Source organism: Dictyobacter vulcani, assembly GCF_008974265.1.
GTDB lineage: Bacteria > Chloroflexota > Ktedonobacteria > Ktedonobacterales > Ktedonobacteraceae > Dictyobacter > Dictyobacter vulcani.
In genome coordinates, this window is the sequence record NZ_BKZW01000003.1 from 99,719 (window position 1) to 126,191 (window position 26,473).

General features: G+C 46.1%; 21 protein-coding genes. 8 read left to right on the forward strand and 13 right to left on the reverse strand.

Annotation, left to right across the window (positions count from 1 at the left end):
* Positions 1-115: 115 nt before the first annotated feature.
* From KDW_RS24610 to KDW_RS24620, 3 genes are all read right to left on the reverse strand, one after another.
* Positions 116-1,441, reverse strand: coding sequence for a phospholipase D-like domain-containing protein (locus KDW_RS24610; RefSeq protein WP_151758590.1), 1,326 nt, complete (start codon positions 1,439-1,441; stop codon positions 116-118).
* Positions 1,442-1,684: 243 nt separating this feature from the next.
* The gene (locus KDW_RS24615; protein ID WP_151758591.1) at positions 1,685-2,434 is read right to left on the reverse strand and encodes a YqjF family protein; all 750 of its coding nucleotides are present in this window, start codon (positions 2,432-2,434) and stop codon (positions 1,685-1,687) included.
* Between the two features lie 82 nt (positions 2,435-2,516).
* Positions 2,517-3,734: a 6-phosphofructokinase gene (locus KDW_RS24620; protein WP_151758592.1), complete on the reverse strand. Its 1,218-nt coding sequence runs from the start codon at positions 3,732-3,734 to the stop codon at positions 2,517-2,519.
* A gap of 638 nt (positions 3,735-4,372) precedes the next feature.
* On the opposite strand from KDW_RS24620, the gene KDW_RS24625 reads away from it, so the two are divergent.
* Positions 4,373-5,149: a sensor histidine kinase gene (locus tag KDW_RS24625; RefSeq protein WP_162005585.1), complete on the forward strand. Its 777-nt coding sequence runs from the start codon at positions 4,373-4,375 to the stop codon at positions 5,147-5,149.
* A 340-nt stretch (positions 5,150-5,489) separates the two neighbouring features.
* On the opposite strand, the gene KDW_RS24630 is transcribed toward KDW_RS24625, so the two are convergent.
* Both KDW_RS24630 and KDW_RS24635 read right to left on the reverse strand, forming a co-directional pair.
* A complete protein-coding gene (locus tag KDW_RS24630; RefSeq protein WP_233097901.1) occupies positions 5,490-5,927 on the reverse strand; it encodes a transglycosylase SLT domain-containing protein in 438 nt (145 codons plus the stop codon).
* 1,199 nt (positions 5,928-7,126) lie between these two features.
* Entirely contained in the window at positions 7,127-7,315 is a 189-nt protein-coding gene (locus tag KDW_RS24635) for a helix-turn-helix domain-containing protein (protein WP_126630766.1), read from the reverse strand.
* A 680-nt stretch (positions 7,316-7,995) separates the two neighbouring features.
* On the opposite strand from KDW_RS24635, the gene KDW_RS24640 reads away from it, so the two are divergent.
* On the forward strand, positions 7,996-9,396 hold the full coding sequence (locus KDW_RS24640) for a transposase (RefSeq protein ID WP_151754717.1): 1,401 nt from the start codon (positions 7,996-7,998) through the stop codon (positions 9,394-9,396).
* A gap of 66 nt (positions 9,397-9,462) precedes the next feature.
* Here the strand turns inward: KDW_RS24640 and KDW_RS24645 are convergent, their stop codons facing one another.
* Entirely contained in the window at positions 9,463-11,217 is a 1,755-nt protein-coding gene (locus KDW_RS24645) for a peptide ABC transporter substrate-binding protein (protein ID WP_151758594.1), read from the reverse strand.
* Positions 11,218-11,546: 329 nt separating this feature from the next.
* On the opposite strand from KDW_RS24645, the gene KDW_RS24650 reads away from it, so the two are divergent.
* Positions 11,547-12,479 (forward strand): threonine/serine dehydratase, encoded by a 933-nt coding sequence (locus KDW_RS24650; RefSeq protein ID WP_151758595.1) that lies wholly within the window; start codon positions 11,547-11,549, stop codon positions 12,477-12,479.
* 86 nt (positions 12,480-12,565) lie between these two features.
* Here the strand turns inward: KDW_RS24650 and KDW_RS24655 are convergent, their stop codons facing one another.
* Positions 12,566-12,751, reverse strand: coding sequence for a hypothetical protein (locus tag KDW_RS24655; RefSeq protein WP_151758596.1), 186 nt, complete (start codon positions 12,749-12,751; stop codon positions 12,566-12,568).
* Positions 12,752-12,793: 42 nt separating this feature from the next.
* Positions 12,794-12,976, reverse strand: a complete 183-nt coding sequence (locus KDW_RS24660) for a hypothetical protein (protein WP_151758597.1) — start codon at positions 12,974-12,976, stop codon at positions 12,794-12,796.
* A gap of 1,556 nt (positions 12,977-14,532) precedes the next feature.
* Here KDW_RS24660 and KDW_RS24665 point away from each other — a divergent pair.
* A complete protein-coding gene (locus tag KDW_RS24665) occupies positions 14,533-15,525 on the forward strand; it encodes an RIO1 family regulatory kinase/ATPase domain-containing protein (RefSeq protein WP_151758598.1) in 993 nt (330 codons plus the stop codon).
* Positions 15,526-15,918: 393 nt separating this feature from the next.
* On the opposite strand, the gene KDW_RS24670 is transcribed toward KDW_RS24665, so the two are convergent.
* The 3 genes from KDW_RS24670 to KDW_RS24680 all read right to left on the reverse strand — a co-directional run bounded on the left by KDW_RS24670 (position 15,919) and on the right by KDW_RS24680 (position 19,098).
* The gene (locus KDW_RS24670) at positions 15,919-17,316 is read right to left on the reverse strand and encodes a hypothetical protein (protein ID WP_151758599.1); all 1,398 of its coding nucleotides are present in this window, start codon (positions 17,314-17,316) and stop codon (positions 15,919-15,921) included.
* Between the two features lie 121 nt (positions 17,317-17,437).
* The gene (locus KDW_RS24675; RefSeq protein ID WP_151758600.1) at positions 17,438-18,112 is read right to left on the reverse strand and encodes an HAD-IA family hydrolase; all 675 of its coding nucleotides are present in this window, start codon (positions 18,110-18,112) and stop codon (positions 17,438-17,440) included.
* A gap of 143 nt (positions 18,113-18,255) precedes the next feature.
* Positions 18,256-19,098: a GNAT family N-acetyltransferase gene (locus tag KDW_RS24680; protein ID WP_151758601.1), complete on the reverse strand. Its 843-nt coding sequence runs from the start codon at positions 19,096-19,098 to the stop codon at positions 18,256-18,258.
* A gap of 604 nt (positions 19,099-19,702) precedes the next feature.
* Between KDW_RS24680 and KDW_RS24685 the strand changes: the two genes are divergently transcribed.
* Positions 19,703-21,382, forward strand: a complete 1,680-nt coding sequence (locus tag KDW_RS24685) for a serine/threonine protein kinase (RefSeq protein WP_162005586.1) — start codon at positions 19,703-19,705, stop codon at positions 21,380-21,382.
* 262 nt (positions 21,383-21,644) lie between these two features.
* Here the strand turns inward: KDW_RS24685 and KDW_RS24690 are convergent, their stop codons facing one another.
* Positions 21,645-21,839 (reverse strand): helix-turn-helix domain-containing protein, encoded by a 195-nt coding sequence (locus KDW_RS24690; protein WP_151758603.1) that lies wholly within the window; start codon positions 21,837-21,839, stop codon positions 21,645-21,647.
* A 784-nt stretch (positions 21,840-22,623) separates the two neighbouring features.
* On the opposite strand from KDW_RS24690, the gene KDW_RS24695 reads away from it, so the two are divergent.
* Positions 22,624-23,175, forward strand: a complete 552-nt coding sequence (locus tag KDW_RS24695; protein ID WP_151758604.1) for a hypothetical protein — start codon at positions 22,624-22,626, stop codon at positions 23,173-23,175.
* 112 nt (positions 23,176-23,287) lie between these two features.
* Complete coding sequence (locus KDW_RS24700; RefSeq protein ID WP_151758605.1) at positions 23,288-23,884, forward strand: hypothetical protein; 597 nt, start codon at positions 23,288-23,290, stop codon at positions 23,882-23,884.
* A 29-nt stretch (positions 23,885-23,913) separates the two neighbouring features.
* On the opposite strand, the gene KDW_RS24705 is transcribed toward KDW_RS24700, so the two are convergent.
* On the reverse strand, positions 23,914-24,813 hold the full coding sequence (locus KDW_RS24705; RefSeq protein WP_151758606.1) for a LysR family transcriptional regulator: 900 nt from the start codon (positions 24,811-24,813) through the stop codon (positions 23,914-23,916).
* 215 nt (positions 24,814-25,028) lie between these two features.
* Between KDW_RS24705 and leuC the strand changes: the two genes are divergently transcribed.
* Positions 25,029-26,471 carry a 3-isopropylmalate dehydratase large subunit gene (gene leuC / locus KDW_RS24710; RefSeq protein WP_151758607.1) on the forward strand — a complete coding sequence of 481 codons (1,443 nt, stop codon included), beginning with the start codon at positions 25,029-25,031 and terminating at the stop codon, positions 26,469-26,471.
* The last annotated feature ends 2 nt before the right edge of the window (positions 26,472-26,473 follow it).

The window sequence follows — 26,473 nt, forward strand, 5'->3', positions numbered from 1 at the left end:
ATACCTCTATTTTCTAAATAGCCTGGATCAGGGGAATATGTTTGCTCTTTTATATACTCTGTGATGTGATTATTTTTGAGTATTTGCTGGTGTTTTCCTCGCTCACAGATCGGAATTACATCATAAAGCGTAGTGGTGTCAGAATATGCTCACCCAGTTTGGTATACCAGGGACGTTGATGCCATCGTTGAGCATTCAGTTCTACTGCATCCTCAGTGTCGCAGGCGAAGAGACGTTCCATTTGTTGGGCAAATTCTGAACTATAGACTTCAACATTAATTTCATAGTTGCCGAGCGAGCTTAAACGATCCAGATTCGCTGTGCCTACCGTGGACCACTGGCCATCAACGGTACAGGTTTTTGCATGCAGCATGGCGTGTCGATAGCCCAGTACTTTGATGCCAGCCTCTAAACATTCGCTAAAGTAGCTATGTGATATCCAGTCTGTAACCACATGATTAGAGGTCCAGGGAACCAGAATGCGTACATCTACGCCGCGCAAGGCCGCCGTTTTTAGCGCTTCTAACAGACTACCATCAGGCACGAAGTACGCGTTTGAGAGCAGAATGGAGTGTTCGGCCCGGTGGATTGCTTCTATATACATATCGCGAATGGGAAAAGCCAGGCGCAAGGCATCATTTCCGTGCAGGTTAATCAACGGATCGAATCTACGTGGATGATGGCGGCTAATTTTTTTATCTTTTTTGCAGAAGCGATTCCAGAAGTCGGTGAACGAGCGTGCAATCTCAGCCGAGGCTGGCCCTTCAATGCGCACGTGTGTATCGCGCCAGGAGTTGGCATACAGGCTACCAATATTGTAGCCACCAATGAAACTGGTGTGGCCATCTACGATGAGTAATTTACGATGATCAAGCGCATAGCGTCGTGGATCAATCAGATGTTCTATTGAGCCAAAGGCCTGATATTGGAGCAGGTGGATGGCAGGATCAAAAGAATTTTTGAAATCCTCAGGAACGACCAGATTACCGATGCGATCAAAAATAACATACACCTCGACACCCTGAGCCGCTTTTTGTGCCAGATGAGATTTAAAATCCCAGCCGGCCTCATCGTCTTTCCAGATGTACGATTCGATATAGATGCTCTCTTGTGCCGTATCAATCGCTGCGAGCATTGCCTCATAGAGATCGCGCCCATAGCCATATAACTGTAAACGGTTAGCCCCTACCTGGACCTCTTTCAGCTCGATACGCGGAAAACTACGCTCCTTTTTGTTGCGATCCCGAATTGCTGAAATGACTAGAAGTATGGAAGCAGTCAACAGCTGGACGGAAAAAGTGGCAATGAGGGCATTACGGAGTAATAGCCATGCTGAAAAATGATTGTGCCCGAATTTTGAAAAATAGTTTTTAAGATGGAATTCAGGCTTTTTAAGCATATTTTTGCGGTGAGATTGTAACGCTCTGACATTTCTTTTCATCTGTGTGTATCAATCTACTATATCGTTCAGTTGTGTGTGCAAAGTCGTTTGCTAGACTGCACTCATACGATTGAACGCTATGCCATTATTGCGACGATAAAAATGTTGCATTTTCTTTTTTAATTATAGCATGTACACAGCTAAACCAGTATATTGTACTATATCAATAAATACGTGAATATATTTAAAAGGCTTTAGCTGCAAAATGTATCTCTATTTGTTGGCTGGCATAGTGCGAATGGGCTATCTGATCTTTTGTATTGGCCAGACCAGCACATCGAGTCGGTGTGAATAATACAGGAGTGGATCGGTAGCGGGTAGTTGGGTACCATGGGCGCTGGCCATCGTGTTGCGACTTATTTCCAGTTCAGCTGGCTGCAGTGGCCAATGGGCATGATGAATATTGGCACGATAGACTTGACTTCCTCTATTCGTGTAGAGGCAATAGCGATCGGTGAGCCAGGCTTCGATAGATTGGGGTTGTGAATAGGTGACGGGGCCAGTGGGTCGATAACGAGCGATAAAGTCAGCTTTTGCCGCTCCACGGTGGGTGCGTTGACTGCGATAGTTGATCGTATCTCCTACACGTTGACATTGCATCAGTGCATTAAAGTAAGGAAGATGAAAGATTGAGCGTGCCAGTGCGACTGCGACTGGATTACCCGCATCCAGACTAAAGAAATAGACACCTGGTTGTCCATCAATAGTAACATAGGTGCGCACATTCAATTCTGGAAATTGCGACAGGTGTTGAAATGCAAAAAGTCCTCGTGGTCGTACATCGCTCATTCTAAAGGGAACAATTCCTAGCCAGGCTTCACTGGCAAAGGTATCAATCTCAAAGCAAGCTGGCAATACATCTTTGAGAACCGCTGGTGCAATTGGCCAGTGCGCGAACAGTAATTCATGCCAGTTTTGCCGCATAATCCAGGGTTGTGGTGGAGGGGGATAGCCTCGATGACTTGTTGCGCGCAGTATCTCTTCGGACTTCATGTTGGGCCTCTATACATCTGATGGCAGCATTGAACAGTCTTTTTCGTCCATGCTGCCATCTGGGAAGCGAACGTTTTTGTATTTAACGAATCTGTGGTTGATAAGGGCCACTGATGCGCTCAAAGCGTGGGCGATAGCGGGTTTCATGATAATCCGCCGGATCCACGCGCCGGGCAGGAATATCTTTGCCCGGGATATCAGTGCAGATATAGGCACCATTGCGATAGGCTGCCATCACATTATACATACCTTCGCTCACCTTACTCATGATGAGATTAGCAAAGTGAATAGCGATATCTTTATCATAAACTTCCGCTTCACCACTGCGTAAGAAATAGGTCAGATCGATTGGAAGGAAACGCACTCCTGGAATGCGGTCGGTCAATTGATCTCCCAGGAACTCTGCTACATTGGCTTTCTTTTTGTGTCCATAGGCATCGGCCTCTCCCACGGTTGGAAGGGTAACGCCCATGTTGGCTCCCTCAGACATCACAACAATTGAATAACCCTCTGGATTTTGTCGGTCCTGTAATATCAGGTCAGCCAGGCGATCAATGTTGATAGGAACTTCTGGAATAATGAGCCGATCGGCCCAGGTGACGGCTGCGGTTTCGAGGGCGGTAAAGCCTGCATCGCGGCCAAACATCCGGAACAGCACGGTCTGGCGGTGTGAGCCTGCCGTCGAACGGATGCGATTAATGAATTCTCCCGCGCGACTGATCGCAGTTTGAAAACCAATACAGTAATCAGTCCCGGGTACATCATTATCCATCGTTTTCGGAATGGCCCATACAGGTATGCCTTTGTCCGCCAACTTTGAAGCGTAGCTCAGAGTATCATCGCCACCAATGGCTACCAGCCCATCGAGTCCTAGAAACTCTAGATTAGCCAGGACCTCTTGTGTCAGGTCCACGCGATCTTCAGGCTTATGCCCTTCGCCATAAGATTGCAGGTGGGCAGGTAATTCACTGACACTGGTGTTAGCAGGATTAGTTCGTGAGGATTGCAGGATCGTGCCGCCCTGACGATCAATACTACGTGTATTAAGACGTGTTAATGGCATCAGATAGCCATTTTTCCAGGTGGAGGAATCTTCAGCTTTAAAGACCAGCGCATCCTGACTACGGGAGCGATCAAGAAAAGTGATGCCCTCCCAGCCAGCGCGCAATCCCATAACCCGAATACCCATGGTTTCAGCACGATATACCAGTGCTTTGATGGCTACATTGAGTCCTGGAACGTCTCCACCACCGGTCAACACGCCTAATGAGCGGATGGGCCTTGATACATGTCCTGGCATGGTAAACCTCTTTTCAGTTGAGCTTTACTTTCTATTACTTTGGTACCCCTGGTCTCGATCAACCAGCGGGCATTTTCCTTCTCTTCATTGGCTGGAAATTTTTTCCCTACCATAAAGATGTATAGGGAAAATTATATCACTCTTGTCGATCAGAAGTCTGATATCTGCATAGAACCATATCACTATTTATTTTAGAAGCCATGTATATAGTTCGTACATTTATCGCCAATATAAAGCTTTATACATGTGCATTCTTATCTGCTACATATGTCTATTCCATTGTGGAAATATAAATAAATTTTCCACTTTCTCTCTCGGATTTGCCGGGCTTCAAATCTGGCATGAGCCTATCTGATCACTCACATAGATTAATGCATAGATTGAAATTGTACCTTACTGGTATGTACTCTGCGCGAAATTGTTTTTTCCAGTTGAATGGCAGGGATAGTTGGGGGACAAGTCCAGTAAAAATAGAGAGAGTGAGTTATCTATCCGCACTACTATCATAAAAAAAGTAAAGATAAGCTTGCTTTATTTATGATTTATAGCGTTACATATTATTGTTGTAAATTCTGTCGCAACGTAGCAAGCGTAAAAGAATTCAATACCATTATAAACTAAGAGGTAAGGAGATGAATGTGAATGTTGCCAACAGACATGAAAGAAATTTAGTCTTAAGCCAGCATTGTATGGCTTATGCCCGCATGGGTATTGGATTCATGGATGATTTTATATCTCTTGCTGTACATGCGTTGATGGTTCCACTGACCGTATGGCGGAAATTTTCACAGATGCTGGTAGCTCAAGTAACGGGCGGTCAGGGTTTCAATGCTCCTGCCTGGCAATATGAATCCATGGCCGGCCATGAGCGAGCGATCATGCATATGACATCACTCAGAGATATTTCGTTGGATGTTAAGCGTTTGCAGGCTGGGAAATTGGCGCTCAATATTGAGCCTTGTGATCTGATTGCACTGGCGCGCCGCGTGGTAAAGTATCTACAGACCACTACGAACAAGCATCATTTTCAAGTTCGTACCGGCCTGGATTATCTGATCATCATGGCTGATCCATTCCGTATAGAACAGGTGCTGATAAACTTACTTAAGAATGCAACCCGCGATAGTCCCGAAGGAGGTACTATTTTTGTCGATATCTGGGAGGGCCATGAATCTGAAAATGTTCGTGTGGCGGCTCTGCTGGTAATGGATTGCGGTTTAGATATGCCTGATAAACATAGGGCGAAGCTTTTTGGTCGTTTCAGTCGCATAGATAATGCATGGACACTGAAAGGGGAGGGCCTGAGCTTACATCTTTGCCGTGCATTAATAGAGCGGCAAGCAGGGTATATCTGGGTTGAGTCAGTTGAGCATCACGGCACTACCTTCTATGTTACGCTCCCGGTTTACTCTTGAGACTGCTTTTTCCAGGTTCCATCACGTTCCTACTAGTCTGTCAGACATCATGTGATGGGGGAGGCGGGGACGCTAGCGAGCATGCCGGGGGCATGATCAAGCGGCGAGATCCTTGACTGGGGGATCGGGCGCACAACTCATCACACGAAGTTTGACAATGTACTATGGGTATAAGCACATAGCAAAGAGAAGGCCACCAGGTCGGATAAATTAGCCGACCAGGTGGCCTTCTCTATTTTAGAAAGAAATGGATCTCTAATTGATTTTCTTTTTCACTGTTTTTACTATAACCGGGTCATATAAAACATATCTATGGTTCTCTTTTTCAGTGAAAGTGTGCTTAGTAGGCTCGGCATTCCCACTCTACCCAGCGGAAACCATCTCTTCTAAAGATCTCATAGGCAGCGCGGGTGTTCGCATATGGATTAAAGGGTGAACTGGCGGCCTGTGAAGTAGTTCTCCAGGTGCTTGGATACAGGATCTGGAAGAGACCTGATGCATAGCTACCACCAATGGGCATGACGTTGCGAGCATTGGGATTCATAGTTGATTCACATTGAGCAATATGGATAGCCTGAGTTGAGTAGCCACCGAAAACACTGCGAATCATACTAACCAGATAGGTTTCATTGGTGGCGGCATGCGTGGTCTTTGTCTGTAGACCGATCATTGTACCAAACATTGTCAGACCCAGCAGCAGGGCAAAGGCGATAGTGAGCATACGACGCTTTGGATTGTTTATTGAGTGATTTGCGCTTGTATTTTGTAATGAAGTCAAGTTTATACTCCTTTTGATGAGAAACTACGTTGCATCGTTGGCAATCGATGCATTGAGCTCTATTATTTACTGTCTCACCCAGCAGTATCCTGGATTTACCTATCCACCAGCTATGCTTACACATCAGGACGAGCAGTCATAAGTATGTATGTCTCTACGTCCTTACCTTCAATATTCCCTGGAAATAGGCGAAAAAAGCACAGCCTGTTCCTGGGTCTGATGAAGTGGGAAATGGAAACCTATCTTTTTAGACAGGTAGATGGGACCCTGAATACTTCGCTATTTGAAGATTGTGTTGTGCAAGACCACGGGGATACCGGGACTAATTCTATTGTTTCTACTGGATGAATGCCTTGTTTTATAATTTGTCGTTTTCGTAGTTAAGTTTTTATTGATCTTAATGGTATTGAGGAAAAAATACTTTTCCTTGATATTTTCGTTACCTTATGATTGATCAACTATTGTACTACTATTACATCTGAGGATACTAGCACTACAAGTACAGCGGAGGAATACTGTTACTACACTACTCTGACTACACTACCGGGAGAGTTTGTTGTATTATACTGCTTCGTCTACGTCACCGCACTACTATAAGTATGACCTGTGTTTTTCTGGCTGTCAAATTTCTTTGCCATTTAGTACTATCTACTGAGAGTCGAATTAAATGGAAACCAGAATAAATGTACGATCTTTTGTAAGTATTGCTTGATTGAGATATTTTGTCAAATGTGATAGGCGTTTAGTACTTATCACATTCAATTCGCTACCTTGATCAATAATTTCTATCGTCAGGAGCTATCAATAGTATGATCTAATTAAGTCCTATAGTCAAACTTAATAGGTACATAGTACTTTGTAAGCTCAATTCCATGATTTTTATAATCACGAAACCATTCATGTACTACCAATAGTATTGATTGATTCAGTCTGATTGTCAAAAAATATAGGTACATAGTACTTACACAGATGATTTTCCGCACAGACTGGCGTAGAATGGAAGTCATAGTGATAAGAATAACCAGGTTAAGATTGTTATAATGCAAACTGGTTTATGGGAGAAGTTAACTAGTAGTCTGTCAGGCACCATGTAATGGGGAGGCGGGGATACAAGGGGCGGCAAGCCCCTTGACAGGGGATCGGGGCTGTGCCCCCGGCATTTCCCCTCCATTCTCTATCAGTAGTGATATAGTTTAATCTTATTGGAGCTCGATCTCGCTGCCCAGCACCCTGTTTAAGGTCTCGCGTTTGATGCGATATGCCTGACGTGCATTGACGTGTGGCAGAACTACTGCTTCCAGAGCGCCCTGTTTTACCCAGCGGCGAACGGTGGTGTCATCAACGCGAAGAATCTGTGCAACTTCCGATACGGTTAAAAGATCACTCATTGTCTATGTCTCCCTTAATAATGCTATATATGCTTACACTCATTATTTTCTATATAGACGGAAAATGGTGTGAAACATTGTCGTAATTTGATATTACGCAAACATTGTATAACAATGTTATGAAATTGTAAAGCAGTGATACTTTATGAGGAATGCGCATGTCATTTACTCATTCGCGGTACTTAGAAGTAAAACAAATAGTCTATCCGTGTGTAATATGAATAGTCTATTCGCAGATTTTTTACGTTTCACCATACCTTGTTTAGCACATTTGCTAAAAGCACTTTATCCTGAATGAGCCACGGGTGTAGCAATAGGATAGGACTGGTTTGTAATATCTGCGACTAAAACTGTTGGCATTCTTTTTTGTTATCGATCGCAACAAAAGAGGGGATTCCAGACAAGAAAACAGGAAGCCGGTGGCGAATCTGCCACCGGCTTCCTGTTTTCTTGTCTGGCTCCATTGGAAAAGTTCGCCCGCGTAGCGGGCGAGAGAGGGGGAGGGAGGCCAGGGCTGTGCCCTGGAACCCAGTTATGAGTCATCCCGAATTTTTGAGGAACATTTCTAGCCGGAAAGAAAGAGAGAAAACCGGAAAAGTAAGAACTAGGCAAAGAGGGGTCTCCTGAGTTAAACTGTTAAAAATTCAACTGACAGCAAAAAACCAGGAGGCCCCCAACTCATGCCATTTCAGTATGACATACTTCAACCCGAGGAACAAGATGCGCAGAGAGCATCACAGGAATTAGCTCAATTGCTTGAAGAATTTCTTATGCCACTTTTGATTGTGCTTGATAGGCTGATAGATAAGAGGTTAGTGCGAACGTTAGTACAGGTATGCGTTGCAATTATTCGTTTCAGAAATAACAAGCAGGGACTACTTTTGAGTGAATTAGGTTCCTACCTCGATGGATATGCGCAGCAATCAAAAACAGCGACTGCTGGAACGAAGAGAGTGGGAAACCTGCTTCGCTCCATAAAATGGAATTTTTTGCAGATAGATCACTATTTACTAGAAGAAGCTGATAAAGAGGTGACACGTATGAGAGAACAAGGGAAAAGGATTATTTGCCCTTGGGATGAGAGTGTCATAGAAAAAGCAGAAAGCGAGAAATTAGAAGGAATCTGTCCAGTAACTTCTAGTAAAGCGAAAAGATTGCAGCGCTCAAAAAAAGGCCTGGTCTTTAATTTTCCACCAAAGAAAGCGATTACAGTGGCAGGAATGCAGTGGACAGCAGCATTGATCATAGGAATGGAAGGAAGGGTAAAAGTAGCAGTGATGAGCTGGTGGACTACCAGAGGTGATGATGCGACAAAGTTAAGAGAACAACAAGAAAAGTTATTGAGAAAAGTTGTTCGGAAATGGGGGGATCAGCTCCTTCACATATTTGATCGTGGAGCAGCATCAGGCCCTTGGATACAAGTGTTACAGAAATTACGTGTGCGTTTTGTGATTCGCTGGAAAAAAGGGCATTTCTTTTTCAATGAGAAAGGGGAAAAGAAGAAATTATGGCAGATTGGATTACATAAAAAGTATTTATCTCATAAAGAAATACGTGATAGCCATACTGGTGAAAAGATGCCTTGTGATGTTTGGTGGGCGCCGATATGGCATGAGCAATACGAGTATCAACTTTATCTCGTAAAAGTTCGCGTGAATAAGAAAGTCTGGTATCTGGTAACTAATGAGCGTATTCGAACTGCAGAGCAGGCTTGGGAGATTGTTTTTGCTTATCGGAGACGTTGGCAAATAGAACTCGTATTCCGCTATGGAAAGAGTGAGCTGGCGATGGAGAGTCCGCGTTTGTACGCGATGGAAAACCGACTCAAGCTGTTAGGTATCGTGACACTTGTTTATGCTTTTCTCCTCCATTTACTCACTCCTATCCACGGGGATCTTGTTGAAATGATCTTGCATTTGAAGTGCAAAAGAACCGGAAAGCGATGCAAAAAAGCTATTGCACCGCTTTACCGCTTACGTTGGGCGATCAGCCGTCTGTGGGACGACTATCGTCCAAGCCTTGGCTACCTTTTGGCTCCCAATATCCAGACATTACAGTCTTTGTCAGATAAAAGGTGTTAGAAAAGCATCCCGAAAATTCGGGATGACTCATACACCCCTGACTTTCGCATTAACGTTGATAGAGTACTAGTGGTACTTTGTCGTGCTTGCACAGCTAGTATTGTTTGAGATGTAGATTGAGCTCCAGTCCTCTGGAGGTGTCAGGCCCTCGGCATTGTCTGCCACACCAACTACACAGGGCTTTCTCACTAATGTTGAGATTTCCTGCGCAATCGGAATCCAGGCAACATCATTAACCAGAGCTTGTTCGACCTGATTATATTGTTGCATGCGCTCGGTGGAATTTGTATTAGCATCTGCTTTAAGCATCAGATCCTGATTGGCCTGCTGGGTAGAGGCATAAGGCTGCTTGTTCTGACCATAGTTCATGCCATTTTTGTCGACGCCTTTGCCAAAGAGCAACGTTAGCCAGTCCTGGGGATCTGGATAATCGGCAAACCAGTCGGCATACCACATCTGGATCCCTTTAGGATTATTGGCCGCCGCATTTGCCTTATCCAACAAGGTACCGAAGTCTGTATCGCTGATCTTAACGTTGATGCCCAGAGTGTTTTTCCACATCTGTTGCATGGCACTAAAGGTGTTGGATGCGTCGGCTGAGCCTTCAGTTGCAACTGTGAAGGTAACTGCAGGGAATGTTGCGGTGGTGTAGTTGGCCTCTTTCATGCCTTCATCGAATAATTTTTTAGCTTGCGCGCTATCACCTTTGGTCTCTTTCACATTCTGCGGACCAGTCAGGCTTTCATTGTAGCCTGGCATACCTTTAGGAATAATGTGGTTGGAGGCGATATTGGTATCTCTATTGACGTTATGCGCCAGCGCATCTTTGTCCAGAGCTAATGCGAACGCCTGCCGGATTTTCAGATTGTCAAAAGGTTTGGTAAGGTAATTCATGGCAATGAAATCAATTGCCAGAATGGGTACCTGATGATATTGCTTATCAGGTAGTGCCTTAGCAACGGTGAGCATGGATGTTGGCACGCCAGTTGTATGAATCTGGCCGTTTTGATAATCCTGGAAAGCGGTCTGGGCATTTTTATAAAATGGAATGATGACTTTTTTTAGTTTGGGTGCGGCACCAGCATAATTGGGATTTGGGACCAATACGATCTGTTTGCCATGCTCAAATGTGTCAACTTTCCAGGGACCTGAACCACCACCTTCGTTCAGGTGATCGGTAAAGTTGGCGCCATATTTCGTGATCAGTTTACGTTCAACCACAAATGAGGTGTTATATGTCAGGGCTTCCAGAAAATAGGCGGCCTTCTGGCTGGTTTTTAAGATGATGGTTTGAGCGTCAGGAGTGATGATGCTGTCGTTAAGTAAAGATGGGATTTTACCCGCATTTCTTTTGTCTGAGTCTTTGATCAGCCCGAGATAGGTCGTGGCGACGGCCGATTGTACTTTAGGATCCAGGGCGCGGTCAATGCTGTAGGCGACATCTGCGGAGGTGAGTGGATCGCCATCGCTAAATTTAAGATTGGGCTTTAATTTGAATGTCCAGGTCAAACCATCCGCACTGGTCTCATAGGATTGGGCCAGCTGGTTTTGTACCTCAAGTTTGTCATTGAGAGATACGAGTCCGGAAAAGACCATATTGATGGTTTTGATGGAGTTGAGGTCGCCAGCGAGGGCGGGGTCAAATGTTTTGAGGTCGGCACGACCGGTGATCGGCGTAACCAGAATTTGTTTATCATCCGAGGCTTTGTCTGAACCTGGTTGGGATGTGGTTGGTGTGCTACCGCATGCGGTAAGTAGAGCTGTCAATAGACATAACAACGCCGCAATTATCTGGCGACTCTTGGATTGACTTGGTCTCATGTGTGACGTCTCCTGATTCTAGGGGATGCTTCCTGTATCTCCGTGCTTGTTGTTCACTATCGTTCTTTATTAGAGAATGGTCACAGATATTTTATAGAGAAAGAGCTCCTTCCTATTCTCTCGATTTCACTTGCCTATTCATGAAAGAGGGTTCATACGTATACTACGTTAAGCACTTGAAAGATCTCACACAGAAAATAGTATCTATAGAAATATATAAAAATAGCTACAATATAAAATAAATACTATAATAGATAACTTTTATTCTACGCTAGAGGCTATTTTTACTCATGATATAATGAGCCAAAAATTGCGAGAAGGCGTGTCATATGGTTACAAAGGATGATATTGAGCAGGCGGCCCGGCGACTGGATCCCTATGTCAGGCGTACCCCGGTTATCGCGCTTGAGAAGGGAATCTGGAATTGTACTGGTCATGTTTTTTTGAAACTTGAGCAGCTCCAGCATTCTGGATCATTCAAGGCGCGTGGTGCTTTTAACTGTTTACTATCTCGACCAGTTCCAGAGGCTGGCGTGGTCGCTGCGTCTGGAGGAAATCACGGTGCCGCAGTAGCATATGCGGCTCAGAAGTTGGGGCATCGCGCAGAAATTTTTGTGCCTGAGATTTCATCGCGCATCAAGGTTGAGCGTTTACGCGCTTACGGTGCGCAGGTCCATATTGGTGGAGCTACCTATGCGGATGCCTGGTTGGCCAGTGAGGAATGGGCACAGCAGACAGGTGCTCTGGTTGTGCATGCCTATAATCAGCCAGAAGTTATTGTCGGCCAGGGAACAGTTGGTTATGAACTGGCACAACAGTTGCCTGAACTGGATACGTTGCTGGTGGCGGTTGGCGGTGGAGGCTTAATTTCAGGTATTGCCAGCTGGTTCCAACGTTCTGTGCGCGTTATCGGCGTAGAGTCTGAGGGAACCGCCAGTATGTTTCAAGCTTTTAAGGCGCGTCATCCGGTCGATGTGGAGATTTCGGGATTGGCGGCGGATGCTCTGGGAGCGCGCCGTGTTGGCGAACTGAATTTTGCCATTGCCCAGCAGTATGTAGATCGGATGTTACTGGTGAATGATACTGCGATTGCTCAAGCCCAAAAAACGCTCTGGCATGATTTGCGTATTATCGTTGAACCTTCAGCCGCCGCAGGCATTGCTGTTCTGCAGACGGGACTGTATTGTCCCGCGCCTGATGAGCGCGTTGGTGTCTTACTCTGCGGTGGCAATGCACAGCTGGAGGCTTTCTTGAGTAGATAGTGTTTCACGTGTTCGCAGCGAGCCAGAAAAGGCCCGATATATAGCTTCAGCGCTACATACCGGGCCAACTACTCACCGCCACAAATTTAGTATCTGTCTTTGTTGGCGGCTCGTACCATCATACCTTTTTTGAACATCCGACCACGAGCTTCTTGTGGCTGCTGAAACTGTGTGACCAGTACGACACGCTTCTGAGCAGCCTGACCCATTTTCAGATCTTCCTTCTGGTTGATCTTTGTAAAGACCATCATACCCTTTTTGAACTGTACCATACTTTCACCTCTCAGCATTTTGCTCTTTGTTGTAACGTTCTCCTAATACAAACCTTTAACAGTCGAACCGACCATCATACCTTTTTTGTACATTCGGCCACGTGTCTCTGGCTGCTGCATTCGTGTGACCAGTACGACACGCTGCTGAACAGTCTGACCAAACTTCATATCGGTTGTCTGCTCAACCTGATTGAAGACCATCATACCCTTCTTGAACTGTATCATACTTTCACCTCTTATTGCTGTAATTTTTGCCGCGAGACAGGATTGCGGCCTTTCCTTCAATAACTACTGTGGATCTTGCTGGCTATTCAACGTTTCTACAACTTACTGTTCTACTAATCTATTCTTTATCACCAGCTCAAAAGCGGTAAATTTTCTACTATTTTTCTGAGATTTATTGCGTGTTATCCCCTGTATTTTTAAGTACCCATCAGGCTGTAGTTTCATGAAAATGAGCACAAAAATCCCTGGAGATACATTTATAGTGCAATTTTTGCACAAAAAGATCAACCCGATAGGCTTGATGAAAATGAGCATAATCGAACAATGATGTACGATTAATACTATGTGGGTACTGTAAAAATGGGTGCTGGAACCCAGCAATAAACTTGAAAGTAAAAAATGGGAAAGTTGCTTCAGACACCTCTCGGGCCGTCACAGGAAGCAGTAAAAGACAAAAGAGAGTTTGGCGCGAACTCTATGAGAGTTTACAGCCGCCAAATCGATAGATGTCTTCACCTTGCTGGTCTATCAGACATCCACTAAAGTAGGGGTTTAAGCGATGGGATACCAAGACAGACGCGGCGCGATGGTTAAAAAGCATTGGTGCTTTCATTCGTTACCTCCGTCCCTTTCTGTCTGGATATTCAAAAATTGCAGAATCTTTTCAATCGATGTATTACAATACAAAGATAACATGGAAGCACTACCATTGTCAAGCTAAATCTGGACAAATTTATCATATTTGTTCAAATTGGTGAAAACATTTTTTCACATTCATCAACAAAGGTATTTTGGCTTGAGAAGCCAGGGCCGTCAGACGTGGTTTATCGTCATTGCAAGGGCAGATAGAGTTAACCGGAATGGCCTCTGCTGATGAATAGGATCGGTAGCGCAGGCAAAACTGGCACCCCGAAGGATACCAGTTTTGCCTGGGTTGGCGGAGTTGGAGAATATTAATGGCTACTTTTGATCTGCGCAGTTTTTTGGCTTGACACAGGAATTATTAAATGGTACACTCAGCTCAAATCAATGCACGCAAAGGAGGTAAAGATGAAATTTTTAATTTTTACTACTACACCCTCCGCTCGTTCTGGGCAGGAGCTTTCGGCTGTTATGCTGGAGCTTGCCCGGAGGTAAGTGCATTTCATCACTACCATCAATTGCTTATTCCCCTTGTGATGACGCGGAGATAGAGACATTTTGTGTTTTTTACACATGTTTTCTATCAATATGTCGCGCATTAACCGCTTGATGGACCACTGGTGCACTTGCCACCTGTGGTTTTTTTTATGAGCAGTAAGCCACAGGTACAGCATGCTGTCACCGTGGCTGGACTTGTCTTCAGCATTCCTTCTCCACGGTCTTCCGGGATATTACTATGCCTGTTTTCTTAGATTGCATAGTACCTACCCCTCGTTCTACAGCCGATAAACCTGCTCGCTGGTTTTCCAGTTTGATTACCCGCACGGGTATAGAGGTAACAGTATGTCTTTTTATGCTATGCATTTGCGGCTGTCGGTTGAAAATGTTTTTGGTGTGTTGAAGGAGTATGGATTATGGTAAAGAAGCTTCCAAAAAATTTGTATCAAGATGACGTTGAGGGGCTAGATCAAGAGCCAGCAGTACGCTGGGAGCCGATCCGCCGTCCTGTTGTCCGTGTAAAACAGGAGAAGAAGGCCAGTTATGAGAGTAATGAGGAGGTGCAGCGCTGGCTAAAAGTACAGGGGGTTGATCTCAACCAGGCGCCTGCCTTTAATCCAACTTTTTTGTCTTCCCAGCGTGACGCACCCTGGATCCTGTCTTCTTTGACTCCCTTGTATGAGCAGAAGCTGATTGTGGATATTCTGCATGTTGTGAAAAGTGGCAAAGAAGCTACCGTCTTTTGTTGCCTGGCGCATCCAGAGACTGGCCTGGACTATCTGGCCGTGAAGGTCTATCGTCCACGCATGTTTCGGAGTTTGAAGAATGATGCGGATTATCGTTATAATCGTACGCAACGGGATGAGCAGGGGCGTGTTGTTCATGGGGATAATCGTTTGCGAGGCGTTGCTCGTAAGACGGCCCGGGGCCACGCTGCCCGTGTGATGTCCTGGATTGAGTATGAGTTTACGACTCAGCGTATGCTGTATCAAGCTGGCGTCCATGTGCCGATGCCGGTGGCACATGTAGGTAATGCCGTTTTGATGCATTATGTGGGCACTGTGGGACATGCGGCCCCACTGCTACGGGATGTGCGTTTGGAGCCTGATGAGGTGTCACCTTTGTTTGATCGCTTGATGGCGGACATTGAGTTAAGCCTGGCGACCAGGCGCGTTCATGGGGATCTATCCGAATACAATATTCTGTACTGGGAACGTAATGTTACGATTATTGATTTCGCCCAGGCGGTTGATCCCTGCTATGATGAAGTGTTTCCGCTTTTTGCGCGGGATGTGCAGCGTGTTTGTCAGTACTTTGAGCAGTATGGCTTACACAATGATGCGCAACAGCTGGCGGCTGAAATGTGGACCCGTCATATGGGAGGTCATGTTGAGGATATTATTCTGTAAGTATCCCGCCTGATTATTGAACAGCAGACATGCAAACATGAGTCATCCCAGATTTTAGGGATGAGCTTGTGAAAGAAGCGAGCATTTCTCCTCAAGAAGTGGAGAAATGCTCGCTTCAGTTCTCTCCAAGAAAAGCGGTTGATGAAGTGCTTCTTGCTGGTGATCTCCTTCTCCTAGAAAACCAACGGGAGAAAAGAGAACAGAACGAAGACGTGTTCACACCAAGAGCATCACCTCGGTTTCCAGCGAGAAAACAGGCATCCATGTTTTGTGTGCGATCGCTCCATATGCTGGTTGCGATCGTTGTGCTGGATGAACACCGGTCACACGCCCCCGCGGTCAGGCAGTCCTGGCCATGGAATGGTTCAGCGGTGGTGCAGGCTCAACGCCTCATCAGAGCATGGTCACCGAGACCGTTGGCTGGCCTCGGCCCGACAGGGACTCCCAGTGCGGAGGCACACTTTGCCACAGCCGGCTCAGCGCCATGCGCATCCGCGCAAAGGGAGCATGAGCCTGTCGGCAATGGCGACCCGTTCGATGACAGTAGCGGCGCAGCAGCCAGCGGCGCAAGAGCGTGTAAAACGGCGCCAGCAAGGTGAGCAGAAATGCGTACGCCAGTGCTGCCAGCAGCAAGAGTTTTTCCCGTGGTTCCCACTCCCACACACGGGGGCTTTGGAAGGCCAACTCACTTTTGTTCTCTTTCCAGGTTAATTCGATTTGCCAGCGACGGGCATACGCAAACATGATCCTCCAAGCATCGTCCGCATTGGCGATCGGCTCAGCGGTGAGCAGATACCAAGGGAGGCCACCTTTGCGTCGGGCTACCACCCACAATGGTTGTTCACGATGGTCTGGGTGCGTAACGGGCAAAGCGAGAATGCTGGCCATGACCCACTGGTGACGACGGCAATCCCAGACCAGACGTTGTTGCCATCCCCGTTTGCCACGTGCGATTTTCCAGGCAGCGCGCCGTTGGCCTTGTTCATCCACCAGCTGATAGTCTTTTTTCCAACGCAATACAAAACGAAGCGAGAAGGCCACGAGCAAACCAAGCCAGAAACTGCTGGCGAAGCCTTGGTCAAAGACATGCATCACCTCGCGCCCCCAGAGCAGAACTCCTTGCAGCAACAGCTTGGCTTGCTCATCGCGTTTGAAGGAGGCACGCGCCCCGCGGCTGGTCCACCAGCGCATGCAGGCCAACGCTGGAGGGTCAGCCGACTGGTCGCAGCCCACCAGGACTACCGCTAGCCAATGAAGGCCAGGCACAAAAATGGGGCCACGAGGCGGGGTGTAGTAGCCCTTCTTCACATGGGTAAGTCGAGCCGCCTTACTGGAGCGCACCGGACCAAGATCGTCAGAAGCGATACTTTCCGGCTTCTCCCAAGCGCTCTCATCCCAGAGCGCCAGCGCATCCATTCCAGCCTGTTTCCACGTCGCCAAACGTTGGGTGGCTCGATGCCAGAGATAGGATCGGATCAGCTCGGCAGACCATTTGGAACAATGCAACAGACGCGAAAGGCGCTTGGTGCCAGCTGGGGCTTTGTCTGGCGTGTCGAGATAGCCACCCATTTCTGAGAGGAGCAAGCCATTCACTCGATCACGGAAAGTCAAAATCACCACCACGGTTTGCAACAACGTTCGCACGAGCCGCTTATCAATGCGGGTATCGACTTCGATGAGCAAGGGTGCAAGAAACTGAGCAAGACTCCCATACAATCCCTGGGCCATCTTGTCTGGAGGATATGGTGGAACTTGTGGCTCCTCAAGCCGTGTGAGATACTGAGAAGACATGAAAAACACCTCCTGGATTGACTGAATATTCGTTACTTTCTTCAGTCTCTCTCGGGAGGTGTCTTTTTACAAGCCCGACCTTAAAATTCGGGATGACTCATGTTTTTGCTGTTCAATGGAATTACTCGGAGACGGCCAGGGCGATCTCATCTTCTTCGCTATCAATGATACTTAATAATTCAAGTGATGGAATCCAGAGTTCGGCGCTCTTTAGCTCTGTACGTGGATGGGTTGTTCCTACAGCAATGGCAGGAATATGAGCTGTATGAGCTGCCTGGATGCCTGGTAGTGAATCTTCAATAACGAGACACTCTTCGGGTTCGGCTTGCATGAGTTCCGCGCCTTTAAGATATCCTTCTGGATGTGGTTTGCCCTGCTTAACGTCGTTGCCTGAAATCAGCAGACGTGGTAATGGTAAACCCGCGGCTCGCAGGCGCGCCTTTGCCAGGATGGCTGGTCCTGAGGTTACGATGGCCCATTGCTCTGGTGCCAGCTGGGTTAACAGTTCGGCTGCCCCTTTGGTTGCGACAACACCTTTGGTATCCAGCGTCTGTATATCATCCAGATAACGGGCTTCCTGCTCTGCAGGTAGGTTGGGCGCAACCTCTCGGATAGTATCGATGGTACGACGTCCATGAATGGCGGCCTGTACCTGTTTAACATCCAGTTGATGGCGTTGCGCCCAGTCACCCCAATGGCGCTCCACATTAGCAATTGAATCAACGAGAACGCCGTCTAAATCGAACAATAGTACACGACAGATAAGAACTTTGGTATGATCTTTTTTCTTTGTCATAAGTATAAGTGTTATTGAATCCTTTCTTTTTGTAGCGTTTTTTATTATATGCTATCAAAAAAGCAATGGTGTGAAAAAGCCATGGTGAATACCGCGCACAGGATGAAACGGACCGCCCTTATGGAAATGTTTCTGTATTTGTGTCAGGAATCCGTTTCTTCGCCAGGTGCCCAGATGTAATGCTGGATACGGCAACATTCGCGAAAGCCAATTTGCCTGTAGACATTGTAGCCAGCCGGGGATGCCTGTAAAACACTGATATTGTATCCTAAAGCGCGGGCAACTGATAGTGGTTCGATTGACATAATCGAACCGATGCCTTGTCGCCGTATTTCCGGTAAGGTCCCGACTGAATAAAGGCCAACCACCTCGGTACTCAGGAAGATGGAGGATGTAGCGACGCCTTTCCCGTTGAGGCGTCCTAGAAAACGTCGATACGGGAGCTTTTTGCCCCAGCCGAGGCAACGTTCAAATCTGATATAGTTCGGATCGATTGTGGCTGTCTCACCACCAAATGCTTGCGCTGAGACGCTTATCCATTCCTGCAGGCTTTCATCACTGGCGACTTCTTCAATGCTAAAGCCAGCTGGATAGATAACATCGGTGGGTAATTGATCGAGTTCAATCGCCATGCCTGGCTCTATGCCACTAGCAAGAAGCCCACTCTGTATGAGGTATTCTCCCAGTTTAAGTGGTCGGGTGTCTGGAAAGATCCACCAGAGCATGGGAACCCTGCGGTCCTTAAATGGCAGCATAATCTCTTCAATCCGGGTCAGGATTGTTTGTTCATCCAGATTGGCACGCATAACCACATTGAGAGAGGGTTGGGGAATGCCTGTGATGGCGGCGATGTGATCAACGTGGCGGGAGGCCTGCGCCCCAGGAATACAACTACAATACATGATAAATTCAATCAGATGGTTTTCCATACTCTGATTGATCGCGGGGTATTCAATCTGCTGGAGGATATTGCTACTCAGGCTCATTGAGCTATCCTTTTTGTTCGTGTTCTCTGTTCAAGGTATGTACTGTTAATCCTATCATGATGGTTTCTGTACAAGCAAGAGGAACACCCGGGCGCCCGAGGGGGAATTCGCTTGAGAAAGTCGCTGGTGTTCATGTTATCCATCTGAATTGTCCTTTTCTGTATATAATGTAAACTTATTTTTTGAATAGAATAAAGAGTTATATTTATTCTGCAGATAATATTATTCTCAATAATCTGGAAATGTGTGATGAAGCAGGTATAAATTGACGTATTAATCTTATTATTCATTGTATCAAACATCATAATGATAAGACTTCGGTATATAAACAACACCGTTTTTGGTCTATCCCATAAGCGTCTGTTTATGGTATAGGGCTGAATTCTTGTTAATATAATTATAGTAAATTATTTCCATCTGTACTATAATATACTATAAGATCAGAAAGGGTACATCCATTTTTCTCGCAACGTGTTTTTCGCGTTATGCGTTGGAACTTGTTCGTTATATAAGATATGAAGGGGTATATCATCTTAAGGCGACCGTGTTGTTTCTTTTCAGCACTAGATACTCATTGAGAGTATAAAATAGGAAAAATATGTCTATGGCCAATACCGTACTGCATGACATTTCGTTTTCTTTTGATCAGCCTGATCTCGTGTTAAATGCCTTTCTCAAGCTCTTGCAGCAAAGGTTAAGACAGCCCCTGGCGACGAAAACATCAAGGGAGATGGTTGTTCGTAATGCCCTTACTGTTTTAATTATCGACGCTCACCAGGAACGCGCCCAGTATGTGGGTGGACTTCTGACTGCGGTAGGATATCGACCAGTCATTGTGGGAAATGAGCTTGATGCATTTACTATTTTTTTGCGTGGGGGATGTTTACCCCTGGCTGTAGTTCTTGGGAAGGATGATGGCGCAAGTCGTTTATTTATCAATCGCCTGGCTCAGCAATTAATACAGAGGTATGATTGGGAGCCATTGATGATTCGTTTACAGGATGCTCATCCTGCCAGTTTTGGTGCTGATACGTTTTCTCCGCCAGCTTCAAGTTTACGGAAACCTTTACCCGCTCCTGCTCCTGCGCCACATACAACACGTCAATTGTCGGGAAAACTGACGCCGCAAAAAGAGACTGGAAATCATTCCTGGTCGATGGAAAGTGGTAGCCATGCACCATCTACCGCACCTTTTAATAGCAGTTCGTTGTCTGAATCACCGAGTGGTTCCTTCCCTCGTAATTCTATTACACGTGCTCCTTCATCACAGGTTGATTTTCCAACTCCATCTAGAGTGCAGCCCAATCCTGTGAAATCTCCATCTGGTGCGAATTTTCCTGTGGGTCAGGTGCAATTTACCGATCCTCCTATCCAGAGAGAGTCGAAAAGCGGGCCTGTGGTAGAGAATACTGAAGCACTTAAAAAGGAAAAAATCTATCTTGACGGGCAGAGTCTTGGTCGCTATCAGATACGAGCTCGGCTTGGTAGTAGTATATATAGTGAAGTCTATCGTACCTATGATCGCTTACGTGAACAGGAAAGTGCGCTGAAGGCGATTCAGGTTGATATGATGCCTTTTTATGTGATGAAAGATTCGGTGGAGGAAGTAACCGTTTTCCAGCAAGAGTCAGAGTTGCTTGGCCCTTTACAACACCCTCATATTTTGCCTGTGTTGAATTGTGGAAAATCCTATATCAGTGGCACGAATTTTATTTACAAAAATATGCCTTTTTGTGCCGATGGTTCTCTGGCTAACTGGATTCGTCGCCATGGAGGTCCTGGCTCCTTTACATTGAAGGATCTAATGCCTATTATCCTTCAATTAGCTGATGCATTACAATTTGCGCACAACTATCAGGTGACCTACCAGAATTTTAAGCTGTCAAATATTCTGGTTCTCAATCAAGCCAAGCGTATTCAAAAGCTGGAAGTAGCTCTTGCGGATTTTTCCGTGGTTCAGGATGGTTCATACTTTTCGAAGCTTGCCGACGGTTTTCCGTATATGGCTCCTGAGCGTTGGGACGGTGCAGTTTATCCCGCTTCCGATCAGTATGGACTGGCTGCGATTGTGTATGAGTTGTTGACTGGCCGACCGCCTTATCAGGGCTCTTCTGAACATGTGATGCGAATTTTACATACGACCAAGTCCCCTCAAGCAGCGTCTTCGCTCAATGCTAAGATTCCTGCTGCTGTGGATGGTGTTCTTTCTGCGGCTATGGCGAAAAAGCCTGGAGAGCGCTTTGGCTCAGTTGCACTCTTTGCACAGACTCTTCAACGTTGTTGAGTTGTTATGGTTGTAATTTATATCACTGGTGATATTGATTGCGTATGTTAAAAACTTGAGAGATGGGCAGCATAAAGAGAAACGCCCATCTTTTTTTGTGTTACCTTTGCTACCTTCTCTTTAAAAACTTTATTTATATATTGTACATATGTATATTTGATTACATAAGAAAACGGATGTCCCGAGACATCCGTTTTCTTATGTTTTATAATGTAGCTAGAATGTATAAAGCATAGATGAGCTCTATACGTTTTTCTTCCAACTAAGCGTGGACGAGTTCAGTTCCGCCGGTTAACAATTTGTTGAGGGTCTCACGTTTGATACGATAAGCCTGGCGCTCATTGACGTGTGGTAGAATGATTGCTTCCAGGGCCCCTTGCTTCACCCAGCGTCGTACTGTGGTGTCATCAACCCGTAGAATATCTGCAACTTCTGATACAGTTAATAGCTCGCTCATGTGGTGTTAACTCCTTCTTGAATTTTCAGTATTTGGGTACCGTTTAAAACGGTGATTTATTCAATAACAGGATAGATTACTATAAATGTCTGCTAATGAATAAATTATTTTCTATCTACTTTTATATTGTATAACAACAAATGGCATTTGTAAAGGTCTATATATGGAATTCGGAAATTTGGCTAGCCTGGCGTTTCTACTGTATTCGGATTTCAATTACCATGATTCTGAACAATAGCGACAATGATGATAAAGATTCCTTTGTTGCCTAATAAGACTAATACTTTATAGGCTTATATGTATATACGTATGAATTAGAAAATATGAGACTGCCACTATACTATTATGCTACTCTTGCTTGTCGGCTAGTAACTATAAAAGCGAAATGTACATATGAAGAAAACACTATACAAGTATGCTCTTTGTAATTATTGTCTCATTATCTCATCTACCACACTCTTATTTTTATAAAATTGTAGCCGCAGCATTGCATCTTAAAAAAACGATCTCTACCAGCTTTTTCTAACGTCTCACGCCTGCAGAGCTTACATATTTTTTGAGTATAATAGAAGTGAAAAAAATGTGTCATTCACAAGATGTGGATGGAAAAAGGATTGTATACTCTCGTCAGCTAGCTTGTCATGCTGGTTTGTATGATCTTATTTGAGATATTATAATTGTGACATGTGTTTCAAGGGCACACGAGAAATAACAGATTATTACTATCTTTTTACTTGAGCTTGAGCATTTTGTTTTTCATAAGAAAGTAGATTGTTTGATTACTATGCAGCAAAATATACATGATCACTATGGCTCTAAAGAGAAAGAGCATGCAATTGTGTGGATGATGTATACCATTCAGCGTTGGGCTTTTAGATTGTATGTGGGAATTGTGATCGTGATTTTCCTGGTTATTTGCGTCAGTTTTATCGCCAACCAGACTCCATGGGGAGCTTTTTTGCTCAGTGATGTTTTTCACTGGAAATGGATCTTGCCCGGCGTGTTGGTGCTGGGCTTTCTGTTTATTTTTACCGATACTTTGATTCAGAGCCGTGAAGAAGCCTGGTTTCGTCATTATGGTATACAGATAATTGCCACGGTGGCAGCTTTTGATGAAGTAAGTACTTTTCGCTGGATGCGGCGCTTTTTTTCGGATTGGACGGAATATAGATTAAAACTGGAGTGGACCTCTCCTGAAACAGGACAGATCTATCACTTTTCTCGACGTGTGCGGGATCGTAAGTTACCTGTACTGGGAGCTCAGATTCCTGTCGTACTTGATCCTGTGGATCCAACCTGCTATTTGCGGGAAGATTTTAAGCGCTCATACCGCTGATTAGTTTGAGATTTTTTTTGTTTGTAGTCGTTATGTATTGTAGGATCTGTTATTTGAGTATGGATTCCTGTCGTGATGATATGGTGATATGGAGAAAGTTGAGTGTGAAATCATGACACAGAAAAAGCTGGTGGCGCTTGCCCATTATGCTCTGGCCCTCCTTGCTTTGGTCTTATTGCTGGGTGCTATGCCGATGGATAGTGTCGCGGCTACCGCGACACCTACTACGAATCCCACCAGGGTGAGTCATTTCTTTCCTACTGGCGTACGCTCTACTCCTGCCTCTTCGGGAGATTGTTGGGTAACTTCGCTGGCGGTTCCACGTAAGGATACCTGGCGTTGCATGGTGGGAAATAGTATCTACGATCCTTGTTTTAGTTCCCCCGAACAAAAAGATTATGTCCTATGTGACGCCAGTCCAGCTGCGGATACAAATGGCCTTAAGGTTACCCTCACGGATCCATTGCCGGCCAGTACCGCTACGGGTGGGGATGATAAGCCGTGGGTTTTACATCTCGCTAATGGCGCTTATTGCACTTTTGTGACCGGGGCAACTGGACTGGTTGGTGATGAGCGCATTAATTATGGCTGCACAAATAAAGCGTTTATTCCTGGTTTTCCTAAACAGGGCTCTGTCTGGACCGTCCAGGAATTGTTCGATGGTCAAAAGGTGCCGGTAACTACAACAGTGCTGCAAGCCTGGACTTGATACACGCTAAGAGTCATGCCGGGCGGTATTTAATCTGGGCGGAGTATATCCATGGTTGTGTTAATAAAGTGGCGCGCTGGCTGTGAGACATGACGTAAACGATGATAGACCAGCGCAAAAATGAACTCTTCTGTAACATCAGCGATGGAGAGTAAGACGACTTCACGACCAATTTCACTGGTAGAGAGCAAGGCAGGCAACATAAAGGTAATTCCTCTGCCTTGCCTGACCAACTCTTTCAGTCCTGCCAGCGACTCGATTTCTACCAATGGCTGGATGCTGATGTTTTGTGCTGCCAATACTTTCTCGACCGCCCGCCGCAGGCGCGAGTTTTCTCCGAGCAGGAAAAGTGGTTCGCTGCTAATTTGTGCCAGACTGACCATGGCTGGTTTTTGTTGTGCCAGCGGATGATTGCTGGCAACCATGACCTGTAGTGGTTGGCGAAATAACTCTTTGACAACAATAACTTCTGAATGCACGCTGGGATTGAAAATCAGTCCCAGATCTAGCTCGCCATGTTCGATGAGTGCGAGGAGTTCATCGGTTCGGCTGACGCGAACTTTGAGCTGGATGTGTGGATACCGTTGGTGAAAAATGGGAAAGATGGTTGGTAGCAAGGCTGTGGTGAGTGGCTCGATACTACCAATCTGGATGATGCCATGCTCTCCATCCTGGAGACGGGCCATGGCCTGTTGTCCCTGTTGCAATTGATCAAAGGCTTCCCGTACGTACGTGGCAAACTCCTGTCCTGCTGCGGTCAGGACTACACGTTGTTTGGTACGACGGAAGAGTTCGATGCCCAGTTCGGCTTCCAGCGCGGCTATCTGCCGACTGAGGGCAGGTTGCGCGACCAGACAGATCTCAGCTGCTTTGCGAAAATTTTGCGTCTGTGCGGCGGTCAGAAAATAGGTCAGTTGCCGTAGCTCCATCTTTCTTTTTCTCCAGTGATGCCAATTGGTTATCAAGCCTGGCTAAAATAAGTATTAGACATATCAATTCTGTGTCATTATACTGCACTTAATAACAGCACTGCTTACTGAACGGCATTTGATGACTATGCATGGAGCTTGCTGGCTTCTGGAAAGCGGTTGCTCTGATCTTTGTTTTGTCTGGAGGACATTGATAGTCAAGAGAAGAGGTGCTTATGGTAGCGGATAATCGTGCTGTGGAAGGGCAGCAGAGACATCCACGAACCCTGTTTGAAAAAATTTGGGACGCTCATGTTGTGAAGAACCAGCCCGGTGAGGCGACTCTTATCTATATTGATCGGCATCTTGTGCATGAGGTGACCTCTCCTCAGGCCTTTGCGGGTTTACGTGCCGCTGGCTTGCCTGTACGCCGTCCAGATGCGACGATTGCGGTACTTGATCATAATATTCCTACCACGCAAGGTCGTCGTAAGCTGGATATTGTCGATACGGCGATCAGTACAACGATTACTACTCTGGAACAAAATACCCGTGATTTTGGACTGACGCTTTTTGATATGCAGGATTCGCGCCAGGGTATTGTGCATATTATTGGACCTGAGCAGGGTATTACCTTGCCTGGTATGACCATCGTCTGCGGCGATTCCCACACATCCACCCATGGAGCCTTTGGGGCGCTGGCCTTTGGTATCGGGACCAGTGAGGTTGAACATGTGCTGGCGACCCAGTGTCTATGGCAGGAGAAGCCAAAGACGATGAATATTCAGGTTGAAGGTAAGCTCTCGGCTGGTGTTACAGCGAAGGATCTGGCTCTGGCTGTGATTGGAAAATTAGGGACCGGGGTCGGTACTAGTTATGCCATCGAGTTTAGCGGCTCTGCTATCCGGGCGCTGTCGATGGAGGGTCGCATGACGCTCTGTAATATGGCGATTGAGGCCGGAGCTCGTATGGGTATGGTTGCTCCCGATGAGACCACCTTTGCCTATATTAAAGATCGACCCTATGCTCCTAAAGGTGAACTATTTGAGCAAGCTGTAACCGCCTGGCGTGAGCTAGCCAGCGATCCAGACGCAGTCTTTGATGCAGTTCATGAGATTACTGTGGATGATCTGGGGCCACAGGTTACCTGGGGGATCAATCCTGGCATGGTCATTGATGTCAGCCAGAGTGTGCCAGATCCTGCTGCCCAGACTGATCCGCTGGCGCGTCAGAGCTATGAGCGAGCTTTACAGTATATGGGTTTACAGGCAGGACAGAAGATTACAGATATTCAAGTGGATACTGTCTTTATTGGTTCCTGTACCAATTCGCGGCTGGACGATTTGCGTATGGCGGCACAGTATATTAAAGGGAAGCATGTGGCTCCCAATGTTCGTGCGCTGGTCGTGCCAGGTTCAATGAATGTGCGCCGTATGGCTGAGGAAGAGGGGCTGGCCGCTATTTTCCGCGAGGCGGGCTTTGAATGGCGCGAGGCTGGCTGTAGTATGTGTATCGCGATGAACGGTGATCGGCTGAGCGAAGGCGAACGCTGTGCTTCTACCAGCAATCGTAACTTTGAGGGTCGCCAGGGTCGTGGTGGACGCACCCATCTGGTCAGTCCTGCCATGGCTGCCGCCGCTGCGGTGACCGGCCATTTTGTTGATATTCGCGAGTGGTAGTT

Coding starts and splice junctions, on each gene's coding strand:
- KDW_RS24610 (WP_151758590.1), bottom strand. CDS start 1,441: ATGAAAAGAAATGTCAGAGCGTTACAATCTCACCGCAAAAATATGCTT.
- KDW_RS24615 (WP_151758591.1), bottom strand. CDS start 2,434: ATGAAGTCCGAAGAGATACTGCGCGCAACAAGTCATCGAGGCTATCCC.
- KDW_RS24620 (WP_151758592.1), bottom strand. CDS start 3,734: ATGCCAGGACATGTATCAAGGCCCATCCGCTCATTAGGCGTGTTGACC.
- KDW_RS24635 (WP_126630766.1), bottom strand. CDS start 7,315: ATGAGTGATCTTTTAACCGTATCGGAAGTTGCACAGATTCTTCGCGTT.
- KDW_RS24640 (WP_151754717.1), top strand. CDS start 7,996: ATGCCATTTCAGTATGACATACTTCAACCCGAGGAACAAGATGCGCAG.
- KDW_RS24645 (WP_151758594.1), bottom strand. CDS start 11,217: ATGAGACCAAGTCAATCCAAGAGTCGCCAGATAATTGCGGCGTTGTTA.
- KDW_RS24650 (WP_151758595.1), top strand. CDS start 11,547: ATGGTTACAAAGGATGATATTGAGCAGGCGGCCCGGCGACTGGATCCC.
- KDW_RS24655 (WP_151758596.1), bottom strand. CDS start 12,751: ATGGTACAGTTCAAAAAGGGTATGATGGTCTTTACAAAGATCAACCAG.
- KDW_RS24660 (WP_151758597.1), bottom strand. CDS start 12,976: ATGATACAGTTCAAGAAGGGTATGATGGTCTTCAATCAGGTTGAGCAG.
- KDW_RS24665 (WP_151758598.1), top strand. CDS start 14,533: ATGGTAAAGAAGCTTCCAAAAAATTTGTATCAAGATGACGTTGAGGGG.
- KDW_RS24670 (WP_151758599.1), bottom strand. CDS start 17,316: ATGTCTTCTCAGTATCTCACACGGCTTGAGGAGCCACAAGTTCCACCA.
- KDW_RS24675 (WP_151758600.1), bottom strand. CDS start 18,112: ATGACAAAGAAAAAAGATCATACCAAAGTTCTTATCTGTCGTGTACTA.
- KDW_RS24680 (WP_151758601.1), bottom strand. CDS start 19,098: ATGAGCCTGAGTAGCAATATCCTCCAGCAGATTGAATACCCCGCGATC.
- KDW_RS24685 (WP_162005586.1), top strand. CDS start 19,703: ATGGCCAATACCGTACTGCATGACATTTCGTTTTCTTTTGATCAGCCT.
- KDW_RS24690 (WP_151758603.1), bottom strand. CDS start 21,839: ATGAGCGAGCTATTAACTGTATCAGAAGTTGCAGATATTCTACGGGTT.
- KDW_RS24695 (WP_151758604.1), top strand. CDS start 22,624: ATGCAGCAAAATATACATGATCACTATGGCTCTAAAGAGAAAGAGCAT.
- KDW_RS24700 (WP_151758605.1), top strand. CDS start 23,288: ATGACACAGAAAAAGCTGGTGGCGCTTGCCCATTATGCTCTGGCCCTC.
- KDW_RS24705 (WP_151758606.1), bottom strand. CDS start 24,813: ATGGAGCTACGGCAACTGACCTATTTTCTGACCGCCGCACAGACGCAA.
- leuC (WP_151758607.1), top strand. CDS start 25,029: ATGGTAGCGGATAATCGTGCTGTGGAAGGGCAGCAGAGACATCCACGA.